At 26.5% G+C, this 22,265-nt stretch carries 17 protein-coding genes; 16 read left to right on the top strand and 1 reads right to left on the bottom strand.

Translation table 11 applies throughout. From position 1 onward, the window contains the following. The first annotated feature begins 15 nt into the window (after positions 1–15). The 4 genes from H9660_RS04820 to H9660_RS04805 all read left to right on the top strand — a co-directional run bounded on the left by H9660_RS04820 (position 16) and on the right by H9660_RS04805 (position 3,285). Positions 16–1,020 (top strand): ABC transporter substrate-binding protein, encoded by a 1,005-nt coding sequence (locus H9660_RS04820; RefSeq protein ID WP_191749085.1) that lies wholly within the window; start codon positions 16–18, stop codon positions 1,018–1,020. After that, positions 1,001–1,723 (top strand): ABC transporter ATP-binding protein, encoded by a 723-nt coding sequence (locus H9660_RS04815; protein ID WP_191749083.1) that lies wholly within the window; start codon positions 1,001–1,003, stop codon positions 1,721–1,723. The genes H9660_RS04820 and H9660_RS04815 overlap by 20 nt, the downstream gene beginning before the upstream one ends. Positions 1,724–2,011: 288 nt before the next feature. After that, positions 2,012–2,665: a deoxynucleoside kinase gene (locus H9660_RS04810; RefSeq protein ID WP_191749081.1), complete on the top strand. Its 654-nt coding sequence runs from the start codon at positions 2,012–2,014 to the stop codon at positions 2,663–2,665. 179 nt (positions 2,666–2,844) lie between these two features. Beyond that, the gene (locus tag H9660_RS04805; protein ID WP_191749079.1) at positions 2,845–3,285 is read left to right on the top strand and encodes a hypothetical protein; all 441 of its coding nucleotides are present in this window, start codon (positions 2,845–2,847) and stop codon (positions 3,283–3,285) included. A gap of 26 nt (positions 3,286–3,311) precedes the next feature. Here the strand turns inward: H9660_RS04805 and H9660_RS04800 are convergent, their stop codons facing one another. Continuing rightward, positions 3,312–3,809, bottom strand: coding sequence for a flavodoxin family protein (locus H9660_RS04800; RefSeq protein ID WP_191749077.1), 498 nt, complete (start codon positions 3,807–3,809; stop codon positions 3,312–3,314). Positions 3,810–4,078: 269 nt separating this feature from the next. Between H9660_RS04800 and H9660_RS04795 the strand changes: the two genes are divergently transcribed. The 12 genes from H9660_RS04795 (at position 4,079) to H9660_RS04740 (ending at position 22,257) form a co-directional block, all read left to right on the top strand. Next, positions 4,079–5,485 carry an MFS transporter gene (locus H9660_RS04795; RefSeq protein WP_191749075.1) on the top strand — a complete coding sequence of 469 codons (1,407 nt, stop codon included), beginning with the start codon at positions 4,079–4,081 and terminating at the stop codon, positions 5,483–5,485. Between the two features lie 304 nt (positions 5,486–5,789). Beyond that, positions 5,790–7,073, top strand: a complete 1,284-nt coding sequence (locus tag H9660_RS04790) for an MFS transporter (protein ID WP_191749073.1) — start codon at positions 5,790–5,792, stop codon at positions 7,071–7,073. A gap of 182 nt (positions 7,074–7,255) precedes the next feature. Beyond that, the gene (locus H9660_RS04785; protein ID WP_191749071.1) at positions 7,256–9,358 is read left to right on the top strand and encodes an alpha-glucuronidase family glycosyl hydrolase; all 2,103 of its coding nucleotides are present in this window, start codon (positions 7,256–7,258) and stop codon (positions 9,356–9,358) included. A 142-nt stretch (positions 9,359–9,500) separates the two neighbouring features. Continuing rightward, on the top strand, positions 9,501–11,168 hold the full coding sequence (locus H9660_RS04780; RefSeq protein ID WP_207729412.1) for a type 2 periplasmic-binding domain-containing protein: 1,668 nt from the start codon (positions 9,501–9,503) through the stop codon (positions 11,166–11,168). Between the two features lie 71 nt (positions 11,169–11,239). Next, positions 11,240–12,199 carry an ABC transporter permease gene (locus tag H9660_RS04775; RefSeq protein WP_191749069.1) on the top strand — a complete coding sequence of 320 codons (960 nt, stop codon included), beginning with the start codon at positions 11,240–11,242 and terminating at the stop codon, positions 12,197–12,199. A gap of 12 nt (positions 12,200–12,211) precedes the next feature. Then, positions 12,212–13,117 carry a carbohydrate ABC transporter permease gene (locus H9660_RS04770; protein ID WP_191749067.1) on the top strand — a complete coding sequence of 302 codons (906 nt, stop codon included), beginning with the start codon at positions 12,212–12,214 and terminating at the stop codon, positions 13,115–13,117. Continuing rightward, entirely contained in the window at positions 13,117–14,235 is a 1,119-nt protein-coding gene (locus H9660_RS04765) for a family 8 glycosyl hydrolase (protein ID WP_191749116.1), read from the top strand. Before H9660_RS04770 ends, H9660_RS04765 begins: the two co-directional genes overlap by 1 nt. A 17-nt stretch (positions 14,236–14,252) precedes the next feature. After that, positions 14,253–15,800, top strand: coding sequence for a glycoside hydrolase family 43 protein (locus tag H9660_RS04760; protein WP_207729411.1), 1,548 nt, complete (start codon positions 14,253–14,255; stop codon positions 15,798–15,800). A gap of 20 nt (positions 15,801–15,820) precedes the next feature. Continuing rightward, positions 15,821–17,689 (top strand): sialate O-acetylesterase, encoded by a 1,869-nt coding sequence (locus H9660_RS04755; RefSeq protein ID WP_191749065.1) that lies wholly within the window; start codon positions 15,821–15,823, stop codon positions 17,687–17,689. A gap of 72 nt (positions 17,690–17,761) precedes the next feature. Beyond that, complete coding sequence (locus H9660_RS04750) at positions 17,762–19,555, top strand: sensor histidine kinase (RefSeq protein ID WP_191749063.1); 1,794 nt, start codon at positions 17,762–17,764, stop codon at positions 19,553–19,555. After that, positions 19,548–21,140, top strand: coding sequence for a response regulator transcription factor (locus tag H9660_RS04745; protein ID WP_191749060.1), 1,593 nt, complete (start codon positions 19,548–19,550; stop codon positions 21,138–21,140). The genes H9660_RS04750 and H9660_RS04745 overlap by 8 nt, the downstream gene beginning before the upstream one ends. Positions 21,141–21,201: 61 nt before the next feature. Further along, positions 21,202–22,257: an aldose epimerase family protein gene (locus H9660_RS04740; RefSeq protein WP_191749058.1), complete on the top strand. Its 1,056-nt coding sequence runs from the start codon at positions 21,202–21,204 to the stop codon at positions 22,255–22,257. Positions 22,258–22,265 lie beyond the last annotated feature (8 nt).

Below are 22,265 nucleotides of genomic sequence, written 5' to 3'. Positions count from 1 at the left end.
AATAGAGGTGAAATAATGTTAAAGAAAAAATTAATTTCAGTAGTAGTAGCATCATTAACAGCACTAACTTTATTTGCTGGATGTAGTAAAAAAGAAGAAGTTAAAAATGAAGAGGGACTTCAAAAAGTAACTTTAATTTTAGATTGGACACCTAATACTAATCATACAGGATTTTATGTGGCACAGGAAAAAGGTTATTATAAAGAGTTAGGATTAGATGTTGAAATAGTACAGCCATCTGAAGGGTCATCACTACAGCTTTTAGCAGCAGGAAAAGGTGATTTTGCAATAAGCTATCAAGAGGATTTAACTTATGCAAGAACATCTGATAGTCCACTACCAGTTATGGCTATAGCAGCTATTATACAGCATAATACATCAGGATTTGCATCACCTAAAGAAAAAGGAATTGAAACTGTAAAAGATTTTGAGAATAAAGTTTATGGTGGATGGGGAAGTCCATCAGAACAAGCTATATTAAAAGCTGTTATGGAGAAGAATGGAGCAGATTTTAGTAAGGTGAAAATTATAGATGCAGGATCAGAGGACTTTTTTATAGCAACTAAAAATAATTTAGATTTTGAGTGGACTTTTGAGGGGTGGACTAATATCGAGGCAAAGCTTAGAGGGTTTGAAATAAATTATATACCTCTTATAGATTTAGATTCTTCTTTAGATTATTATACTCCGATTATTGCAACTACTGAAGATACAGTTAATAACAAAAAAGATTTAGCTAAGAAATTTATGGAAGCTACTACAAAAGGATATGAATATTCTATAGTAAACCCAGAGGAAAGTGCAAAAATATTAGTAAATAATGTGCCTGAAATTAGTGAAGAACTTGCGATAGAAAGTCAAAAATATCTTGCAGATAAATATATGGAAGGTACTAAGGTATGGGGTTACATGAAAGATAGTGTATGGAATAATTATACTAAATTCTTATATGATAACAAACTAATTAATAAGGAAATGAAAGCAAGTGAGGCTTATACAAATGAATTCTTATCAGAGTAAGATTTTTATGAAAAATATTTCCAAATCTTTTGGGGATATGGAAATATTAAAAGATATAAATATAGAAGTAAATGAAGGAGAATTAGTTTCGATTTTAGGACCTTCAGGTAGTGGGAAAAGTACTATTTTTAATATTTTAACGAATATTATAAGTAGTTATAATGGAGAGGTGGAAATCAATGGCGATTTAAGTTATATGTATCAAAAAGATATGATGGTTCCATGGAAAAAAGTAATAGATAATATAGGAATTCCATTAATATTTAAAGGTAAAAGTAAGAAAGAAGCAAGAGAAGAGGTTAAAAAACATATAAATGAATTTGGGCTTAGTGGATTTGAATATAAATATCCATCACAGTTATCAGGTGGAATGAAACAAAGAGCAAATTTTTTTAAAACTTATTTAACTTCTAATGATATAATTCTATTAGATGAGCCATTTGGAGCTTTAGATTCGATGACAAGAAGAAAAATGCAAAATTGGTTATTAGAATTAACTAAAGAAATGAAATCAACTATATTATTTATAACTCATGATATAGAGGAAGCAATTTTGCTTTCAGATAGAATATATATTATTTCGGAAAAGCCTGCTATAATAAAAGAAGAAATTAAAGTGAATTTACCTAAGAATAGAAGTGAAGATATAGTCACTAATAAAGAGTTTATTGAAATTAAAAAGAAAATATTGAGTTTAATGTAATTCATATTTTTTCATTTTAAAGTGTTAAAATATCATAGAAAGGTCATTTGAAGATTGAGATGAAACCTAGGTATGATACTTTAACACTTTTTATTTTCTAGAAATTTATAAATTCTAATATATTTGAATATTTTAATACATTTCAAAAATTTCAACAATTATACAATATATAGTGCAAAGAAAAATATTAATACAATATGTAGTGATGAAAGCAAAAGTCAAGACTTGAAAGTGATTTTTTTATTATGTAATATATATAAAGATAAAAAATTAAAGGATAGGTGAAGCATGTTGATAGTTGTTGGCGGAATGATTGGACTTGGTAAAAGTTCTGTTGCTGAAATATTAGGAGAGCATTTTAAATCAGATGTATTTTATGAAAGTGTAGATGATAATCCTATATTACCATTATTTTATAGTGAAAGCGAAGAAGAAATTCAAAAGAAGAGATATCCTTTTTTATTACAACTTTATTTTTTAAATACAAGATTTAAAAGTATAAAAGAAGCACTTGTTCATAATAATAATGTTTTAGATAGATCTATTTATGAGGATTGGTATTTTGCTAAAAAAAATATGGAACTTGGAAGAATTAACGAATTAGAAATGAAAACATATGAAGATCTTCTTCATAATATGTTAGAAGAATTAGAAGAACTTCCAAAGAAAGCTCCAGATATAATGGTTTATCTAAAAGGATCTTTTGAGACAGTTTTAAATAGAATAGCCTTAAGAGGTAGAGAATTTGAAATAGATGAAAGTCTAAAGGAATATTATCATTTCTTATGGAAGGATTATGATGCTTGGGTTGAAAATTATTATAATGCCTCTGAAGTATTAATTATAGATATGGACACAATGGATGTCGTAAATAATGAAGCTGATAAACTTAAACTTATAGAATTAGTTGAAGAAAAACTTAAGGAAGTAAGAAAAGCATAAAAATTTCCTTCAGTTTGCAAAGAGATAAACATTGTATGACGGTGACTTGGAGCGCATGCGACGGAACAAGGAATATAATGTTTATCTCTTTTTTTATTTAGAAAAATGTTAGAATTACTTAAAGGTATTTGTAAGATATTAATGGTATTATAAAGTAAAGATATACTAGGAGAGGTTTTATGGAAGAGAAATATAAAGAAAAATTAGAAATGAAAATTAAGAAAATAGCTTTAGTTGTAGTTATGATGGCAAATATATTTTTTTGTTTACTAATAAATTTTAGTGAAATTTTGAGTGGAGTATCTATTGGAAGTAAAAATATTATAGTATCTATAGTATATTTAGTAGTCTGGATTTTAATTATTTTATTATCTAGTTATTTAAAAAGTAAAAAGTTATTAAAGTTATTTTTAGGATATTGGATATTGAATTTAGTATTATATTTTTTTGTTACACTATTATTAAAATTTGAGATTTATATTTCTATTCTTGTTCTTTTGGTAGTAGTGTTTATTGGGCCTATGCAAGGAATTTATTTAAGTAATAGCTTGGTTATAATAAGTATAATAGGTGTTTTAATGAGTATTTTTATAGCTTATTTTATAAGAAAAACTCCGTAAGGAGTTTTTTTAGATTAAAGATTAAATTAAATATTCTTATTTAAAAATATTTCTTTTGTTTTTAAAGCTATACGTTCTCCAAATATCTCAAACATTTTTTTACTCTTCTCAAAATTTTCATCTATTGCAACAGGACCTAAATGAATAAATGGCTTGCCAAGAGCTGATCCTCCTGAATAAACAATCATTCCTTTAACCATTAAATGATTAATAAGAGTTAGTAGAGCAATGTCTCCTCCACCTTGCGCATAGTGAGCTGTAGAGAATACAGCACCTAGTTTTCCTTCTAAATTATATTTATTGCCTTCATCAAACCATTTCTTTAGTTGCCAACAAGTATTAGCCATATATGTAGGTGTTCCAAATATTACAGCTTTACTTTCTAGCAAAAAATCATCATCAATATTCTCAAGATCAAATATCCCCACTTCAAAATCAGAAACTTTTTTAATTCCTCTTGAAATTACATTAGCCATTTCTTTTGTATTTCCAGTTTTACTAAAATATAAAATTGATATTTTCATTGTATCTCCCCCATAATAAATATATAAATAGTATAGATTTTTTTAGATATTTTTACAAATAATAAAAATTATAGAAAAATAGTGATATTATATATATAAATACTCTAAAGAAAAATAAAAAAGAAATTTTAAGAAAATATGAACAAATTAAAGATAATTTAATAAAATTAATCAAAATTTAATTTTATCTTTCTTTTTATAGATTTCCAATTGAGAAAAATAGGGGTATTATATATAAATTAACGAAATTTTTACAAGGAGATGAAATTATGAAAAAAGAGTGGGCAATATTATTGGTAGTTTTACCTATGACATTTATGACAACGCTAGATAGTAGTATAGTAAATGTTGCCTTACCAACTATGGCTAGAGAGCTTGGAACAAGTATGGCTGGAATAGAGTGGATAGTAACAAGTTATCTTATAACAATTTGTGCATTAATTTTACTATTTGGTAGATTTGGAGATATAATTGGGAAAAGTAGAGTATTTAGGTTTGGAATAGCAGTATTTACAATAGGATCTTTACTTTGTGGATTATCTAATTCGCTTATAATGTTAATTATATCAAGAATAATTCAAGCAATAGGTGCAGCAGCAGCTATGGCTACAAACCAAGGAATAATTACAGAAACTTTTCCACCTTCAGAGAGGGGAAGAGCTTTAGGAATGACAGGAACAGCAGTTGCACTTGGAACTATGGTTGGTCCTACATTAGGAGGATTAATTGTATCTGTTGCTCCATGGGAATACATATTTTTAATAAATATACCTATAGGAATTATAGTTTATATTTCTGTATTAAAGACATTAAACTTCAAAAAGGTTGAGAATAAAATTCCTTTTGATTCTAAAGGAACAATTTTATTTATTATTTCAATTATATTACTTTTCTGTTCAATAAATTTTGGACAAAGTGTTGGATTTACTAATCCTATTATAGTAGGAGCATTTATTGTTTCAATTATATTATTAATTATTTTTGTTAAGGTTGAGGAAAAGATAAAATCTCCAATGTTAGATATTGATATATTTAAAAATAAGCTATTTTCTTTAAGTATATTTTGTGGATTTACATCCTTTGTCTCAATTGGAGCTATGAATATAATTTTACCTTTTTATCTTCAAGATGTACTAAAGCTTAGTCCGAGTTTTGCAGGTCTTATGATGACTGTTTCACCGATAGTTTTAGCAATAGTTGCACCTTTAAGTGGGTATTTATCTGATAAGATTGGAAGTGAAAAAATATCAGCATTAGGTTTAAGTATTATGACATTAGGATTATTTTCACTAGCTATTTTTAAGGAAAATACACCATTAGTTTTAGTTGCAATTCTTATAGGGTCAGTATCCCTTGGAAGTGGTATGTTCCAATCGCCTAATAATTCTTTAATAATGTCAACTGTAGATAGAAGTAAACTTGGAATTGCAGGAAGCATAAATGGATTAATAAGAAATTTGGGAATAACAACAGGTATAGCATTATCTACAAGTATTTTATATTCTATAATGAGTGGAAAGGCAGGATATAAAGTATCAGGATATATAGAAGGTAGAGCAGATATATTTATATTTGCCATGAGATTTGTATTTATAGGAATTGCTGCTATTTGTTTAGTTGGAGCCATACTTACTTTATTAAGAATTATAAGAAAACAAGACACAGTTAATAATTAATAATGAAGAATGTAAGGTAAAAACTGCTCCAAGCAGTTTTGAATAATTAAAGATTAAGAGGTTGTTTTAGACAATCTCTTAATTTTTTTGATATAAATTAATGATTTAAAATAATATTTGAATAAATATATTAACATTTATTGCTAAATTTTATTAAAATCTATTTACGTGTGTAACAATGTTATAATATAATAATACTATATTATGATTACTATCTATTTATTAAAGAATTAAACAAAACAATGTTTTATTTAAATGATAGTAAGAGTAAATAGAATTTATGATTAGTATAAAAGGGGGCAATATGAAATTTAATCTTTTAAAAGAAAAAAACTTTTCACTTTTAATGTTTGGAAAAATTACATCTTTAATTGGATCTTATATGCAGAGTTTTGCATTATCTTTATTTGTTTTAAGCACTACAGGATCAGCTACAAAATTTGCATCTATTCTTGCAGTATCTCTAATACCAACTTTGATTGTATCACCTATTTCTGGGGTTATTGTAGATTGGTTTTATAGAAAAAATATATTGATTTTTTTAGATTTAGCAAGTGGAATAGCAGTAAGTATATTTGCTATTATTTATTTTATTACAGGAGAAATGTCTTTAATTAATATTTACATTTTAGTTATAATACTTTCGTTAATTTCAACTCTAGATAATCCAACTCTTCAAACTATAATTCCAACTATAACTAAAAAGGAAGACTTAGTTGAAGCAAATGCATTAAATTCTTTATTAATGGCCATTGGAAATATAATTTCACCAGCTATTGCAGCTTTAGTTTATGGAAGTTTTGGATTAGAAGGTGTTTTTATAGTAAATGCTATTTCATTTTATATTTCTGCTATTTCAGAAGTTTTTCTAGTGATTCCGAAAAATATAAAATCAAAAGAAAAACTATCATTTAGTAAATTTACCTCAGAGTTTAAAGCTGGGATAAGTTTTATATTAAAGAAAAGAGATATTATAAATATTGTAAGTTTAGCTGTAATATTAAATTTTGCATTTGGATCATTTTCTATAGGATCAGCATATATTTGTAAAATTATTTTAAAGGTATCAGATTTTCAATATGGAATAGTTGATACTTTTGGTGTTATAGGAATGATTATATCAACATTCATTGTAGGGTGGTTTTCAAAAAAATATTCTTTAGGAAAAAATTTGTATATAAATTTGATGATAGCATCAGTACTTTTAGCTGGATATGCTATTGTAGCTTTAAAACCGTTAATAGCTAATGAAAATTTAACTTTTTATTTATATATACTAATGTTAATAATTACTTTATTTATGTGTCTATTTATTGGGATTTCAAATACATGTTTAAATGCTGGAATGCAATCTATAGTTCCATTAGAGTTCTTAGGAAGAGTATATACAGTTGTTTCAACAGGATGTATGATAGCATCACCATTAAGTAGTATGGTATATGGGTATCTTTTTGATAAAGTTAGTGTTTCAAGCATATTTTTAATTTCTTCAGGAGCAATGATAATAGCAATGTTATTATTTAAAAAATCTTTACTTGCGATTAATCTTGAGAAGGATGAAAATGAAGTTTTAATTGATATTCAGTAAATTTTAAATTAATAATATATTTAATTTTAAAATACTAATAATTTTACGAAACTAAAATTATTAGTATTTTTTTATATAAAATCGTTGATTGTAAATATAATACATAAATGTTAATGTTTATTGTAAGAAGTGTATAGTAATAATTTTTGATTTATTAAATATTTAATCAGGGAGGAATTTAAATGATAGATAAAAGTAATGATATGTATTTAGCTTGGCTAAATTATAAAAAAATCACAACATCTGGATGCAAGGAATACTTAAAAAATATATTTATAGCATTAGAATCAAAAAATAGTATTATAAAAAGTACATTATTAGAGTTAGAGAAGGCATTAAAGGAAAGTTATTATGAAGAAATTACTCAAAATTTATATGAGGATGAAAGTGATATAGAAGCTAATAAGTATATAAAATTAGAAGTTAAAAATATTAAATCACTGAAGAAAAATGGATATAAAATTGAACAAAAATTTTTAAAAGAAAATAAAAGCTTTATAAGTATTTCAGCAGGTGATGAAAATGGAATTTTATATGGAGTATTTCATTTATTAAGATTATTAGCCGAAAATGAGGAGATTAGTAACAAAACTATAATAGAAAATCCAGAAAGCGAATTAAGGCTTATAAATCAATGGGATAATATAGATGGAACTGTGGAAAGAGGATTTGCAGGAAGTTCTGTATTTTTTGAAAGTATAAGAAATAAAGATAAAGTAAAAGAGATAATGAGAGTTATAGGAATACCCGCTAGTAGTGATTTAATAAGAGAAGCATTTAATGATGGATATAGGATTTCAGAGGATTTAGATAGAATTAATGATTATGCGAGGCTTTTAGCATCTATAGGAATAAACGGTATAGTTATAAATAACACTAATGTTCATAAAGAAGAAACCTATTTTATTGATAATAAAATAGCTATGGTTAAAGTAATAAATGATATTATGACTAGATGGGGAATAAAGGTTTATCTTAGTATTAATTTTGCAGCGCCTATAACACTAGGAGAACTAGATACAGCAGATCCACTAGATATAAAGGTTATTAAATGGTGGGAAGAAAGAGTTAAATTTGTATATGATAATATAGTAAATTTAGGTGGATTTATGGTTAAAGCTGATTCAGAAGGAAGACCAGGGCCTTTTACTTATGGTAGAAATCATTCAGATGGAGCAAATATGTTAGGTAAGTCTTTAAAGCCTTATGGAGGAATTTTGATATGGAGGTGTTTTGTTTATAATTGTAAACAAGATTGGAGAGATTATTCAACAGATAGAGCTAAAGCAGCATTTGATTGTTTTAATCCACTTGATGGAGAATTTTTAGAAAATGTATTTTTACAAATTAAAAATGGTCCTATGGATTTTCAAGTAAGGGAGCCTATTTCACCTTTGTTTGGAGTAATGGATAAGACAAACAAGATATTAGAATTACAAATAACTCAAGAATATACAGGTCAACAAAAAGATGTTTGTTTTCTTATTCCATGGTGGAAAGAAGTTTTAGATTTTAAAATTTGTAATAATGTTGAGGCTTCAACTGTTAAAGATAGGATTAAAGGAGTAGCTGGAATTTCTAATATTGGAGCTGATTTAAATTGGACGGGAAATTTGTTAGCACAAGCAAATCTTTATGGATATGGAAGATTAATTTGGAATAGTAAGATAACTAGCGAAGAGATAGTAGATGAATGGATTAAACTTACTTTTGGTGATAATAAAATAGTTTTAAATAATATTAAATTTATTTTATTAAATTCATGGAAAGCTTATGAAAATTATACTGCACCATTAGGTATTGGTTGGATGGTTTCACCAGGACATCATTATGGACCAGATATTGATGGATATGAATATTCTCCATGGGGAACTTATAATAGAGCAAATTGTAATTCAATAGGAATTGATAGAACAATAAAAAGTGGGACAAGATATATAGAGCAATATAAATCGCCATTAAAAGAAATATATGAAGATATAAATAATTGCCCGGATGAATTATTACTATTTTTCCATAATGTAAAATATAATCATAAATTAAAGAATGGAAATACAGTTATTCAGCATATATATAATTCACATTTTGAAGGTTATGATTTAGTAGAGAGATTTTTATATAAATTAGATGAAATAAAGGCTCTTATAAATGAAGAAATTTATAATCATATTAATGATAAATTAAGAGAGCAATTATTAAATGCTAGGGAATGGAGAGATAGAGTAAATACGTATTTTTATAGAATTTCGGGAATAAAAGACGAAAAAAATAGAAAAATTTATTGACCTATACTTTTTGGTATTTTTAACTATAATTTAAAAGGTTGTAATTAAAAGTAATAGTGTTAATATTTAATTAATAGATTTAAATCTATAAAAATTACGCGCGTGCAATGTAAACGAAAACAATGGTGAGGGGATTTTAATAATGAAAAGAAAAAGGTTATTAAGCTTAGTTCTAACTTCAATGATGTCTTTAAGTATTTTTGCTGGATGCTCTAGCAAAGGAACAGATGAAAATCCTAATGTAAATAGTGAGGGAATAAAAGAATTTACAGCTTTTTTTGCAGTAGCAGGAAAAGAAATAACCGAAGATAATAGGGTAAAGGCTGCAATTGCAGAGAAAATTGGAGCAAAAGTTAATGAGCAATGGTTAACAGGACAAACAGCTAAAGAAAGAATTGGAGTAATGATAGCTGGTGGGGAATATCCAGATTTTATAGATGGTGGAGATGGAACACAAGCATTAGTTGATGCTGAAGCTCTTATTCCGTTAGAAGATTATTTTGATAAATATCCAAATATTAAAAACTTATGGTCTGAAGCAGATTGGAATAAAGTTAGAAAAGAAGATGGACATATTTACTATATACCTCAATTTTCAAATGTAAAAAGAAAAGATATGACTACAACACATAATGATGAAGCTTTCTGGATACAAAAAGCCGTTTTAGAATGGGCAAACTATCCAACTATAAAAACTTTAGATGAATATTTTGATTTAATTCAAAAGTATAAAGAAGCTAATCCTGAAATAAATGGACAACCTACTATAGGATTTGAAATATTATCAGATGATTGGAGATATTTCTGTTTAGAAAATCCACCACAATTCTTAGCTGGTTACCCTAATGATGGTAAAGCAGTTATAGATCCAGAAACTATAACTGCAACAGCTTATGAGACTATACCAGAAGCAAAACAATATTATGAAAAGCTTAATGATATGTATAGTAAGGGAATTATAGATCCAGAAACATTTACTTCATCTTATGATCAATATATATCTAAAATATCTACAGGTAGAGTATTAGGTATGATAGATCAACATTGGCAATTCCAAACAGCTGAAAGTTCATTAATCCAACAAGGTTTAGATGAAAGGACTTATGTACCACTAGGTTTAACAATAGATCCAAATGTAGAATCTCAATATAGATCTAAGCCGGCTATAAATGTAGGTGGTGGACTTGGAATAACAATAAGCTGTAAGGATGTTGAAGGTGCATTAAAGTTTATCAATGATTTATTAAGTGAAGAAGTTATGGTCTTAAGATATTGGGGAGAAAAGGACGTAGATTATCAAGTTGATGCAGATGGAATATTCTCTAGAACTCAAGAACAAAGAGATAATAATAAGATTGAAGAATGGAGAGCTAAGAATGTATGTAACTATAGCTACTTCCCACAATATACAGGATTATTAGAAGATAATAAAAATGCAGTTTTACCAGGACAACAACCAAAAGAATTCTATGATGGTTTAAATGATGTTGATAAGAAAATACTTGATGCATATGGATATGAAAAGTTTACAGACTTTTTACCAGAACCAGCAGAAAAGAATCAACCATGGTTCCCAATCTATTCTTTTGCAAGCACTTTAACAGCTGATTCAGAAGCGGGAATAGCTATGCAAAAAATGGATGAAATAAAGAAAAAATGGCTTCCTACAGTTATTATGACAGAACCAAGTAAATTTGAAGCTACATGGGATGAATATCAAACAATATTTAAAAATGAAGGTAATGTAAAAGCATACGAAGAAGCATTGACACAAGAAGCAAAAAGAAGAGCAGAATTATTCTCAGAATAATAAAAAAAAGAGGGGAGTCTTAATAGATTCCCCCTTATTTAAATAAAAATAAATGATAAGGAGACTTTTGTATGCAATTAGAAGCGAAAAGATCAAAAATTAACATAGAAAAAAAGCCCACTAAAGATTTATGGAAAAAAATAAAGAAGCAAAAGACATTAGTGTTAATGTCCATACCATTTTTAATATATATATTTATATTTTGTTATGCACCTCTAATAGGATGGCTTATGGCATTTCAAAACTTTAAACCAGCAAAAGGTTTATTTGATCAAACCTGGGTTGGGTTAAAACAATTCAAGTTTTTATTTTCAGATCCTACTTTTGTAAAAGTAATAAGAAATACCTTAGCTATGAGTTTAATTAACTTAACTTTAAGCTTTGTATGTTCTATAGGTTTTGCACTATTACTAAATGAAGTGAAAAATATACTTTCAAAGAAATTTGTACAAACTATATCATATTTACCTCACTTTTTATCATGGATAATTGTAACTGGAATAGTTGCACAAGTATTATCAACTGAAAATGGAATAGTAAATCAATTATTAATGTGGACCCATATTATAGATAGACCAATAAATTTCTTTGCAGAGACTAAGTATTTCTGGGGTATAGTTGGTGCAGCCAATGTCTGGAAGGAAGTAGGTTGGGGAAGTATAATTTATCTATCAGCTATTACAGCAATAAATCCAGATCTTTATGAAGCAGCAGAAATAGATGGTGCAGGTAGGCTTCAAAAAATGTGGAATATAACTCTACCGGGTATAAAACCTACAATATTTATATTATTAATAATAAATATTGGAAATATATTAAATGCTGGTTTTGAAGTTCAGTACTTATTAGGTAATGGATTAGTTCAAGACGTATCACAAACTATAGATATATTTGTATTAAAATATGGAATAAGTTTAGGAAATTACTCATTAGCTACAGCAGCAGGTATATTTAAGAGTATGATAAGTATAATATTGATTTTCTTAGCTAATAGATTTGCAAAATCCATGGGAGAAGAAAGATTATTTTAAGGGGGAGTTTTTATGCTAAATATACAATTAAAAAGAAAAAGCAAGGGAGATATTATATTTGAAGTATTTCTTACAATATTTATGATTTTATTTGTAATAGTAACCTTATATCCTATATTAAACACTTTAGCTATATCTTTTAATGATGGAATTGATGCAGTAAGAGGCGGAGTTTATTTATGGCCAAGAATGTTTACATTAAAAAACTATGAAACAGTTTTAAGTAATGCAAATTTAAAACAAGCAGCTTTTATATCAGTATCAAGAACAGTAATTGGAACAGTTACTCATGTGTTTTTAACAGCAATGTTAGCTTATATATTAAGTAGAAAAGAATTTGTATTTAAGAAACAACTTTCATTTATATATGTATTAACTATGTATGTAAGTGGAGGAATGATACCAGGATATATTTTAATAAAGAAATTAGGATTATTAAATAATTTCTTAGTTTATATTGTACCTGGATTAGTTAGTGCTTTTAATATGATAGTAATAAGAACATATATAAATGGATTACCAGATAGTTTAGTAGAGTCAGCAAAGATTGATGGAGCAGGTGAGTTTAGAATATTTATGCAAATAATACTTCCATTATGTAAACCTGTTTTAGCAACAGTTGCTTTATTCGTAGCTGTAGGTCAATGGAATTCATGGTTTGATGCAATGTTATATTGTTCAGCAAGTCCTAAACTTACAACACTACAATATGAATTAATGAAATTATTATCTTCAACTACAATGCAGGGTGGAGGTACAGGAACTATAGAAATGTTAAAGAATGGTGGAGGTATGGTTACGCCAGCATCTATAAGAGCAGCTATAACTATAGTAACTGCATTACCAATTGTTTGTTTATATCCATTCTTACAAAAATACTTTGTTTCTGGATTAACTATTGGAGGTGTTAAAGAATGATGAAAGAAAAAAATGAAGATAAATATACAAATTTATTTTTAGAATATGGGTATTCTTTAGATGAAATAGAAAGTAGATTAAATGAAATATATTATACGGTTTTTTATGATGAAAAAGAAAGGTTTTATCATATTTTAGATGAAGAGACTGCATGCTTTATAGATACTGGAAATAATGATGCAAGAACAGAAGGTATGTCCTATGGAATGATGATGTGTGTTCAAAGAGATATGAAGAAAGAGTTTGATTCATTATGGAATTTTTCTAAAAAGTATATGTATCTTGAAGATGGAATAAATGCAGGATATTTTGCATGGTCAGTAAGTCCAGAAGGGGTCAAGTACTCAGATGGTCCAGCACCAGATGGTGAAGAATATTTTGCAATGGCATTATTTTTTGCATCTCACAGATGGGGAGATGGGGAAGGCATATATAATTACTCAAAAGAAGCAAAGGATTTATTATATACTTGTGTTCACAAGGGAGAAAATAATGATGGATATCCTATGTGGGAACCTAAAAATAAGCTTATAAAATTTGTACCAGGTTGTAATTTTACTGATCCATCATATCATTTACCACATTTCTATGAATTATTTTCGCTTTGGTGTTATGAGGAAGATAAGGAATTTTGGAGGGAAGCAGCAAAAAATAGTAGAGATTATTTGAAGAAAGCTTGTCATCCTGTTACTGGGCTAGCACCTGAATATGCTCATTATAATGGAGAGCCATTTATGAGAGATAATAGACAAAGATATTATAGTGATTCATATAGAGTTGCAGCTAATTTAGGTTTAGATTATGAGTGGTTCAAATCATCAGAGTGGGAATCGGATTGTGCAGATAAAATTCAAAAATTCTTTTGTGAAACAGTAAAAGGACAAGATGATTTAGTTTATGAAATAGATGGAACAATTATAAATGAAAAAGCTATGCATCCAGTTGCTATTATAGCTACAAATGCAATGGCATCCTTAGCAAGCAAAGGAAAATATAAAAAAGAATGTGTAGATAGGTTTTGGAATACACCTTTAAGAAAAGGCGATAGAAGATATTACGATAACTGTTTATATTTATTTTCTTTTCTAGCTTTGAGTGGAAATTATAAAATTTGGTGATAATAGAGAGGTAAAAAATGTGTGCATTAATGAAAAATCCAATACTAAAGGGATTTTATCCGGATCCATCAATATGTGTAGTAGAAGATGAATTTTATATTGTGAATTCTACTTTTGCTTATTTTCCTGGGGTGCCAATTTTTAAGAGTAAGGATTTAGTAAATTGGAAACAAATAGGGAATGTACTGGATAGAAATTCTCAATTAAATTTAAATAATGTAGGACACTCACAAGGTATTTATGCTCCTACAATACGTTATAATAATGGAATATATTATTTGATAACCACAAATGTTTCTCATGGAGGAAATTTTATAGTAACAGCTAAAGATCCTAGTGGTCCATGGTCAGATCCATATATAATTGAAGGAGCAGAAGGAATTGATCCAAGTTTATTCTTTGATGAGGATGGAAAATCATATTATATAGGAACTAGGCCAAATAGGGATGGAGTTAAATATAATGGAGATTGGTATATTTGGGTTCAGGAAATAGATTTAGATAATATGAAGTTAATTGGTGAAAGTCATGATATATGGAATGGAGCCATGAAAAATGTTATTTGGCCAGAGGGACCTCATTTGTATAAAAAAGATGGATATTATTATTTAATGATAGCAGAAGGTGGAACAGGTCCAGATCATTGTATTACTGTTGCAAGAAGTAAAGGTATTTATGGGGAGTATGAAAATAATCCTAAAAATCCAATAATAACACATAGACATTTAGGGAAAGATTATTTTATTAAATATGTTGGACATGGTGATTTGGTAAAAACAAAAGATGATAATTGGTTTATTATAATGCTTGCTAGTAGACAATTAAATGGATACTGTAGTACTGGAAGGGAAACCTTTTTAGCGAAAGTAGATTGGGAAGATGGTTGGCCAATTATTAATAAGGGAAAAGGAATATTGCAATTAGAGCAAGAAATTTCAACTAAAGAATTAAAGTTAGAAGAAAAAGAAAAATGTTATCATTTTTACGGAGATAAATTAGATTATAGATTTTTATTCTTAAGAAATCCAAGTGATAATTTATATTCATTAAATGAAAGAAAAGGCGCATTAAGGTTATATCTAAAAGAAGAAAATTTAAATGGTTTGGGAAATCCTGCATATGTAGGTGTGAGACAAGAAGAATATAAATTTTTAGTATCTACAATGATTGAATTTAATCCTAAAAATCAATATGAGAGTTCAGGATTAGCAGTAATTCAAAGTAATACTTATAATTTAAGATTTGAGTATTCTTTAGCAAATACAGAGAAGGTTCTTAGAATTGTTTCATGTGTTGATGGTAAAGAAGAAACTATAAATGAAGTATTTTTAGATAGTGCTAATCTAGCTCTTAAGATAATTAATAATAATCAAAAGTTAGATTTTTATTACAGTACAGATGGAAATAAATATTATTTATTAGAAGAGGATTTTGATGCTAGATATTTAAGTACAGAAGTAGCAGGGGGATTTGTTGGATGTACTATAGGTATGTTTGCTACAAGTAATGGTAATAAAAGTAATAATTATGCTGATTTTTTATGGTTTGAATATAATAATATTTAATTTAGAAAGGATAAAGGGCTATGAGCGATATTAGATTATCTAGTATATTGAGCGACGGAATGGTTATTCAGCGGGGAGATAAAACTAAGATTTATGGAAAAGCAAAAGAAAATATAAAAATAGAAATAGAATTTTTAGGTGAAAATTATGAAACATATTCAGACGATGAAGGAAATTGGTCAGTTTTATTAGGACATTTAGATGCTGGTGGTCCTTATAATATGAAAATATCAGGAAATGATGAGTTAATAATTAAAAATATATTAATTGGTGATGTTTGGGTATGTAGTGGACAATCTAATATGGAGTTACCTATAGAAAGAGTATTAGAATTATATGAAGATGAAGTATTAGAATATTCAAATGATAATATAAGACAATTTTTTGCAAGTAAAAATTATAATTTTGACGGACCGCAAGAAAATTTAGAGAGTGGATTTTGGAAAGCATTAAATGAGAAAACAGCATTAGATTTTAGTGCTGTTGGATATTTTTTTGCTAAAGAATTATATGAAAGATATAAGGTACCAATAGGATTAATTGCAACAGCAGTTGGGGGAACTCCAATTGAGTCCTGGATTAGTGAGGAAAGTTTAAAAAATTTAAATAGATTTGACGAATTAATTTTAAATTGTAAGAATAAGGAATATGTTAGAGATAAACAGAAAGCAGATGAAAAAAGAATTAATGAGTGGTATAAGAATTTAGAGTTAAAGGACGTTGGATTAATAAATAAATGGTATATAGAAGATTTAGATGATTCTTCATGGGAAGAATTTGTTATTCCAGGGATGTTTAGAGATACAGTATTAGATAAAGTAAATGGAGCAGTTTGGTTTAGAAAAGAAGTTTTTATTCCTAAACATCTAATAGAATTTAGTTCTAAATTATACTTAGGAAGTATTGTAGATGCTGATCAGGTATATATAAATGGAGAATTAGTTGGAAGAACAGAATATAGGTATCCTCCAAGAAATTATTTGTTAAGAAAGAATTTGTTTAAAGAGGGAAAGAATATTATAACTATAAGAGTTATAAGTAATACAAGTATAGGTGGATTTATAAAAAATAAACCTTATAAAATAGTGTTTGATAATGAAGAAATAGAACTGTCTGGTGGATGGAAATATAAAATAGGATTCAAAACAAATAGATTTTATGACAGAACTTATTTTGAATACATGCCAACTGGATTCTATAATTCAATTATTTATCCATTAAGGAATTATAGTATATCTGGAGTAATATGGTATCAAGGAGAATCTAATACAGGTTATCCAGATGATTATGAGAAGTTATTTGAAATATTAGTTAAAGAATGGAGAGAAAATTGGAGTTTAGGTGATTTTCCATTTTTATATGTACAATTAGCTAATTATTCTGAGCCTTCAGAAGTTGGTAAACATTATGGTTGGGCAAGACTTAGAGAAGCACAGAGAAGAGGATTAAAAATTAATAATACTGGAATGGCTGTATCTGTAGATATTGGAGAAAAAAATGAATTACATCCATTTAATAAAAAGGAAGTAGGAAGAAGATTATCATTAATAGCAATTAATAAATTATATAATGAAGACATAGTTTTTAGCGGGCCTATATATAAAGAAATAAAAAAGGATAAAAATAAAATAAAAATATATTTTGATAATAATAAAAGTGAATTATTAAGTATAAAAGGAAATTTAAATAATTTTGATATATGTGGAGAAGATGATATATATTATAAGGCAAGTGCTAAGATAATAGATAATTATGTAGAGGTTTGGAGTAGAAAAGTAGAAAATCCTAAAAATGTAAGATATGCATGGGAAGATGCTCCTGAAGATATAAACTTTTATAATAAAGATGGATTACCAGCATCACCATTTACTACAGAAAGTTTCTTTTAAAGAGGTTTTTATATTATAATAGTATTAACAAATATTTACTTGTTAATTTTTTTAAGGGTAAAGGATAAAGAGATGAAATTTAAAAACTTTCTAAATTATTGTAGTATAAAATCTAAATTATTAATTATATTTATTTTTTGTGTATTAATTCCTATGTTTATTACTAATAGTTTAATGTTATATACAGTTAGAAATAATCAAAAAAAGGAACAAAAGATAAATATATACCATGTAATAGACAGAGTAACCTATAATTTAAATGGAGTTATTGAAGAGTGTATGATGCTTACAAATCATATAAATTCAGATGAAAATTTAAATAATATAATATCAACAGAGTATAATGCTCCAGTAAAATATTATGAAAAATATTTTGACCTTTTGGGAAATACTGCAATAAAAGATTATTATAATCCTCAACATATATACAAAATTACGGTCTATGTTGATAACGATAGCATAATAAATAGTGCTAATATTTCGAAAATAACACCAAAAGTAAGAGAGAGAGAATGGTACAAGCAGTATGTTGAAAATGGTGAAAGTACTACTATTACAATAGAATATGATAAAGATAGAGAGTTATTTGCTGATAATAATCCTTGTAGAGTTATAAGTATTGTAAGAAAATTAGATTATTATAAAGATAATAAAGAAAAAATAGTAAAAATAGATATAAATTACAATACATTATTAAGTAATATAATAAATGAGCAATTAGATGAAAGTTTATATATAGTAAATAAGGATTTAATATTATTAGCTAATAAAGGACTATATTTTCCAAAAGATGATTTTAAGAAAATAGATATAATAAACAAAAAAGATATATTAATAAAAGAAAAGTTGAAATTAAATCAATCAAAAAGTGATTGGGAAATTATTTTTACTGATAAGAATAATGGAATAATAAATGGTTTTAAAAATTCAAGTAAACTTTTTTTATATTTAACTTTATTTAACTTAGTATTACCAACTATAGTAATAAGTTTAATATCAAAATCTTTAATAAATAGAGTTAAAGTAATTAATAATTATTTAGATAAAGTTAAAAATGAAGAGTTTTACGAAATAGATAATATTGATGGAAATGATGAAATTGGTACTTTGATAAAAAGCTATAATTTAATGGTTTTAAAAATTAAAGAATTAATTGAAGTTGTTTTTAAAGAAGATGCAGAGAAGAAAATTCTTCAATTATCAAAAAAACAAGCAGAACTTAAAGCACTTCAAAGCCAAGTTAATCCGCATTTTATGTTTAATACTTTAGAAACAATAAGGATGAGAAGTATTATAAAAAAAGAAAATGAAACAGCAGAAATAATAGAAAAGTTATCTGTTTTACTTAGAACAACAATAAATTGGGGGAACGACAATATAACTATTGAGGAAGAAATGAAGTTTGTCAATAATTATATTGATATCCAAAGATATAGGTTTGGTGAAAAACTATCTTATAGTTCTTATATTATGGAGGACTGTAAGAACTATAAGATACCAAAATTATCATTGCTAACCTTTGTTGAAAATGCATGTATTCATGGAATAGAAAAAATATCATATAATGCGGGGATTAGTGTATCTATTTTTAAAAATGAAGAATATTTATGTATGGAAATTTCAGATACTGGAAAAGGGATTTCAGAGGATATTTTAGATACTATAAGAAAACGTATAGAAAAATTTAATTTTGAATCGTTAAATGAAGAAAAAAGTATAGGTATATTTAATGCATATATGAGAATGAAGATGTATTTCAATAATAATATAAGTTTTGAGATAGATAGTGAGCAAAATCAAGGAACAGACATTACGATAAAAATATATATGGAGGAGTTTAAAAAGGGAGAGGAATTTTATGATTAAAACTTTAATAGTAGATGATGAGCCATTTATCAGGCAGGGATTAAAGGTTTTAATTGATTGGGAAAAGTATGGGTATGAAATTATAGATGAATCTGAAAATGGAATAAGGGCTATGGAAATAATAAAGGAAAAAGAAATAGAACTTGTAATTACAGATATAAAAATGCCTCAAATGGATGGATTAGAACTTATAGAGTATGTATATAAAAATATAAGTAAAAAAATTAATTTTATAGTTTTAAGTGGGTTTTCTGAGTTTGAATATGCTAGAAAGGCAATGAAATATAATGTTAGAGATTATCTTTTAAAGCCTATACAAAGAGAAGAGCTTATCAATTCTTTAGTTAAAATACAGGAAAGACATAATAATATAATTTTGAAAAAAGAAGAAAAAGAAAATAATGAAAAACTTATTTATGATAAATATTTAAGTGAGTTAATATCAGGTAGATACGATGAAAAAAGTTTAAACTATATAAAAAATAGATTTAATCCGAGTTGTGAAATTAGATATATAAATATAGAAGTAAATTATAATAATGAAAGATATTTTAATATGACACATGAGGAAAAAAGATTAGGTCAGCATAATTTGTATAAGAGAATATTAGATTGGTTAGGAAAAGATTATTATAATGTTATATTTGATGTAATTAATGAAAAAGATTGTTATGATATAGGATTTATTTATGAAAAAAGATTATCAAGAGAAAAGTGCATTAGTGAAAAGGAATATATAAGAAATCTAATTGATTATGTAAAAGAAGGTTATAAATATGAATTCTATATTTATATAGGGCAACAGGTTAAATGTATTGAAGAACTTGAAATATCATATAAAACATCGATTATAGCTAAAATGTTTTCTAATTTTTCAATAGATAGCAAAATATCATATTATGATGACATAATGAATAATAGTGAAAGCTATAGCATTGAAAAAAAATATATGGATGATTTAATTAAAGCTATTGAAGAAAATGATAAAGAACAAATAATAGAATGTGTTGATAAGTTTTATAATAGTTTTAAAAATCATTTTATAGATTTAGATATTATAACAATAAATATAGATTACTTACTATGCAATCTTATAAATATAGCAAGAGGTATAGACGAAAAAGTAGATCAACAAAAAATTATTCAGTATATAAGTTTGGGAGTTTTTAAGGAGAATATAAGTAGAGGAAGCTCTAAGCATTTAAAGGAATTTTCTTTAGAATTTTCCAATTATTTAGTCCAAATAAGACAAAAAAATTCTCAAGGTATATTAGATCATATAGATAGAGAAATATCAGTACATTATATGGATAAGTTAAGCTTAAAATCATTAGGAGAAAAATATTATATTAATAGTGCATATTTAGGACAAATATTTAAAAAGAAATATAATATGTCATTTAAGGATTATTTAAACGTTTATAGAATTGATAGAGCAGAAGAAATATTAATGAATAGTGATGATAAGATATATAAAATTGCAGAGCAGGTTGGATATAATAATACAGATTATTTTATAAGTAAGTTTGTTCAATTGAAGGGGGAAACTCCATTGCAATATAGAAAAAAAATAAAGAGTAAATAATACACATATATATTAATATGTATGTTTTTTTATAAATTTAAAATAGGTGGTGAAGGTAATTATGACTATAGATGAAAAGTTTTTTGGAAAAACCAAAAGTGGTATTAAAGTTAAAAGTTATATTTTAACTAACAAAAATAAAATGGAAGTAAAAATTATAACTTATGGTGGAGCCATAGTAGAAATTAAGGTTCCAGATAAAGAAGGCAATTTTGATGATGTCATTTTAGGTTATGATACTATTGAAGGATATGAGAATGGTAAAAAGTTTCATGGGGCTTTAATTGGAAGATGTGCAAATAGAATAAAAAATAGTAGATTCAATATTAATGATAAAATATATGAATTAGAAGCAAATGATGGAGAAAATCATCTCCATGGAGGAAGGTTTGGTTTTGATAAAGTAGTATGGGATTCTGAAATATTAGATAATGAAAAAAATATATTGAAATTATCATATTTAAGTAAGGATATGGAAGAAGGATATCCTGGAAATCTAAAAGTGGATGTTATTTATCAGCTTACAGAATACAATAGTATAAAAATAGAATATAGAGCTATTAGTGATAAAGATACTGTTGTAAATCTTACAAATCATTCTTACTTTAATCTTAGAGGTCATTCTTCAGGGGATGTTTTAGAACAAAAATTAATGATTAATTCAAATAAATTTACGTTAAATAATAAATACTCAATTCCAACAGGAGAAATAAAAAATGTGGAAAATACACCTATGGACTTCAGAAAATTGAAAGCTATAGGAGAAAATATAAATGATTCAGATGAACAAATAGAATTTGGGCAAGGGTATGATCATAATTGGATATTAAATTCAAATGGAGATTTAAATGTATTATCAGCTAAACTTGTTGATGAATTAACAGGAAGAGTTATGGAAATGTATACAACTAATATTGGAGTTCAAATTTATAGTGGTAATTTTCTTGATGGAAATGAAATAGGTAAAGAAAATACAGCGTATAAAAGAAGAAGTGGTATATGTTTAGAAACACAGTTTGTACCAAATGCTATAAATGATGTAAGTTTTGAATCTACATTACTTAAGGCAAATGATGAATATAGACATACTACAATATATAAATTTAAAACTTTATAGAAACCTAT

This window comes from Clostridium gallinarum, from assembly GCF_014836325.1.
Lineage (GTDB): Bacteria > Bacillota > Clostridia > Clostridiales > Clostridiaceae > Clostridium > Clostridium gallinarum.
The sequence above is the reverse complement of the archived record's forward strand: the minus strand, read 5'-3'. Positions and strand labels throughout refer to the sequence as shown.

Coding starts and splice junctions, on each gene's coding strand:
- H9660_RS04820 (WP_191749085.1), top strand. CDS start 16: ATGTTAAAGAAAAAATTAATTTCAGTAGTAGTAGCATCATTAACAGCA.
- H9660_RS04815 (WP_191749083.1), top strand. CDS start 1,001: ATGAATTCTTATCAGAGTAAGATTTTTATGAAAAATATTTCCAAATCT.
- H9660_RS04810 (WP_191749081.1), top strand. CDS start 2,012: ATGTTGATAGTTGTTGGCGGAATGATTGGACTTGGTAAAAGTTCTGTT.
- H9660_RS04805 (WP_191749079.1), top strand. CDS start 2,845: ATGGAAGAGAAATATAAAGAAAAATTAGAAATGAAAATTAAGAAAATA.
- H9660_RS04800 (WP_191749077.1), bottom strand. CDS start 3,809: ATGAAAATATCAATTTTATATTTTAGTAAAACTGGAAATACAAAAGAA.
- H9660_RS04795 (WP_191749075.1), top strand. CDS start 4,079: ATGAAAAAAGAGTGGGCAATATTATTGGTAGTTTTACCTATGACATTT.
- H9660_RS04790 (WP_191749073.1), top strand. CDS start 5,790: ATGAAATTTAATCTTTTAAAAGAAAAAAACTTTTCACTTTTAATGTTT.
- H9660_RS04785 (WP_191749071.1), top strand. CDS start 7,256: ATGATAGATAAAAGTAATGATATGTATTTAGCTTGGCTAAATTATAAA.
- H9660_RS04780 (WP_207729412.1), top strand. CDS start 9,501: ATGAAAAGAAAAAGGTTATTAAGCTTAGTTCTAACTTCAATGATGTCT.
- H9660_RS04775 (WP_191749069.1), top strand. CDS start 11,240: ATGCAATTAGAAGCGAAAAGATCAAAAATTAACATAGAAAAAAAGCCC.
- H9660_RS04770 (WP_191749067.1), top strand. CDS start 12,212: ATGCTAAATATACAATTAAAAAGAAAAAGCAAGGGAGATATTATATTT.
- H9660_RS04765 (WP_191749116.1), top strand. CDS start 13,117: ATGAAAGAAAAAAATGAAGATAAATATACAAATTTATTTTTAGAATAT.
- H9660_RS04760 (WP_207729411.1), top strand. CDS start 14,253: ATGTGTGCATTAATGAAAAATCCAATACTAAAGGGATTTTATCCGGAT.
- H9660_RS04755 (WP_191749065.1), top strand. CDS start 15,821: ATGAGCGATATTAGATTATCTAGTATATTGAGCGACGGAATGGTTATT.
- H9660_RS04750 (WP_191749063.1), top strand. CDS start 17,762: ATGAAATTTAAAAACTTTCTAAATTATTGTAGTATAAAATCTAAATTA.
- H9660_RS04745 (WP_191749060.1), top strand. CDS start 19,548: ATGATTAAAACTTTAATAGTAGATGATGAGCCATTTATCAGGCAGGGA.
- H9660_RS04740 (WP_191749058.1), top strand. CDS start 21,202: ATGACTATAGATGAAAAGTTTTTTGGAAAAACCAAAAGTGGTATTAAA.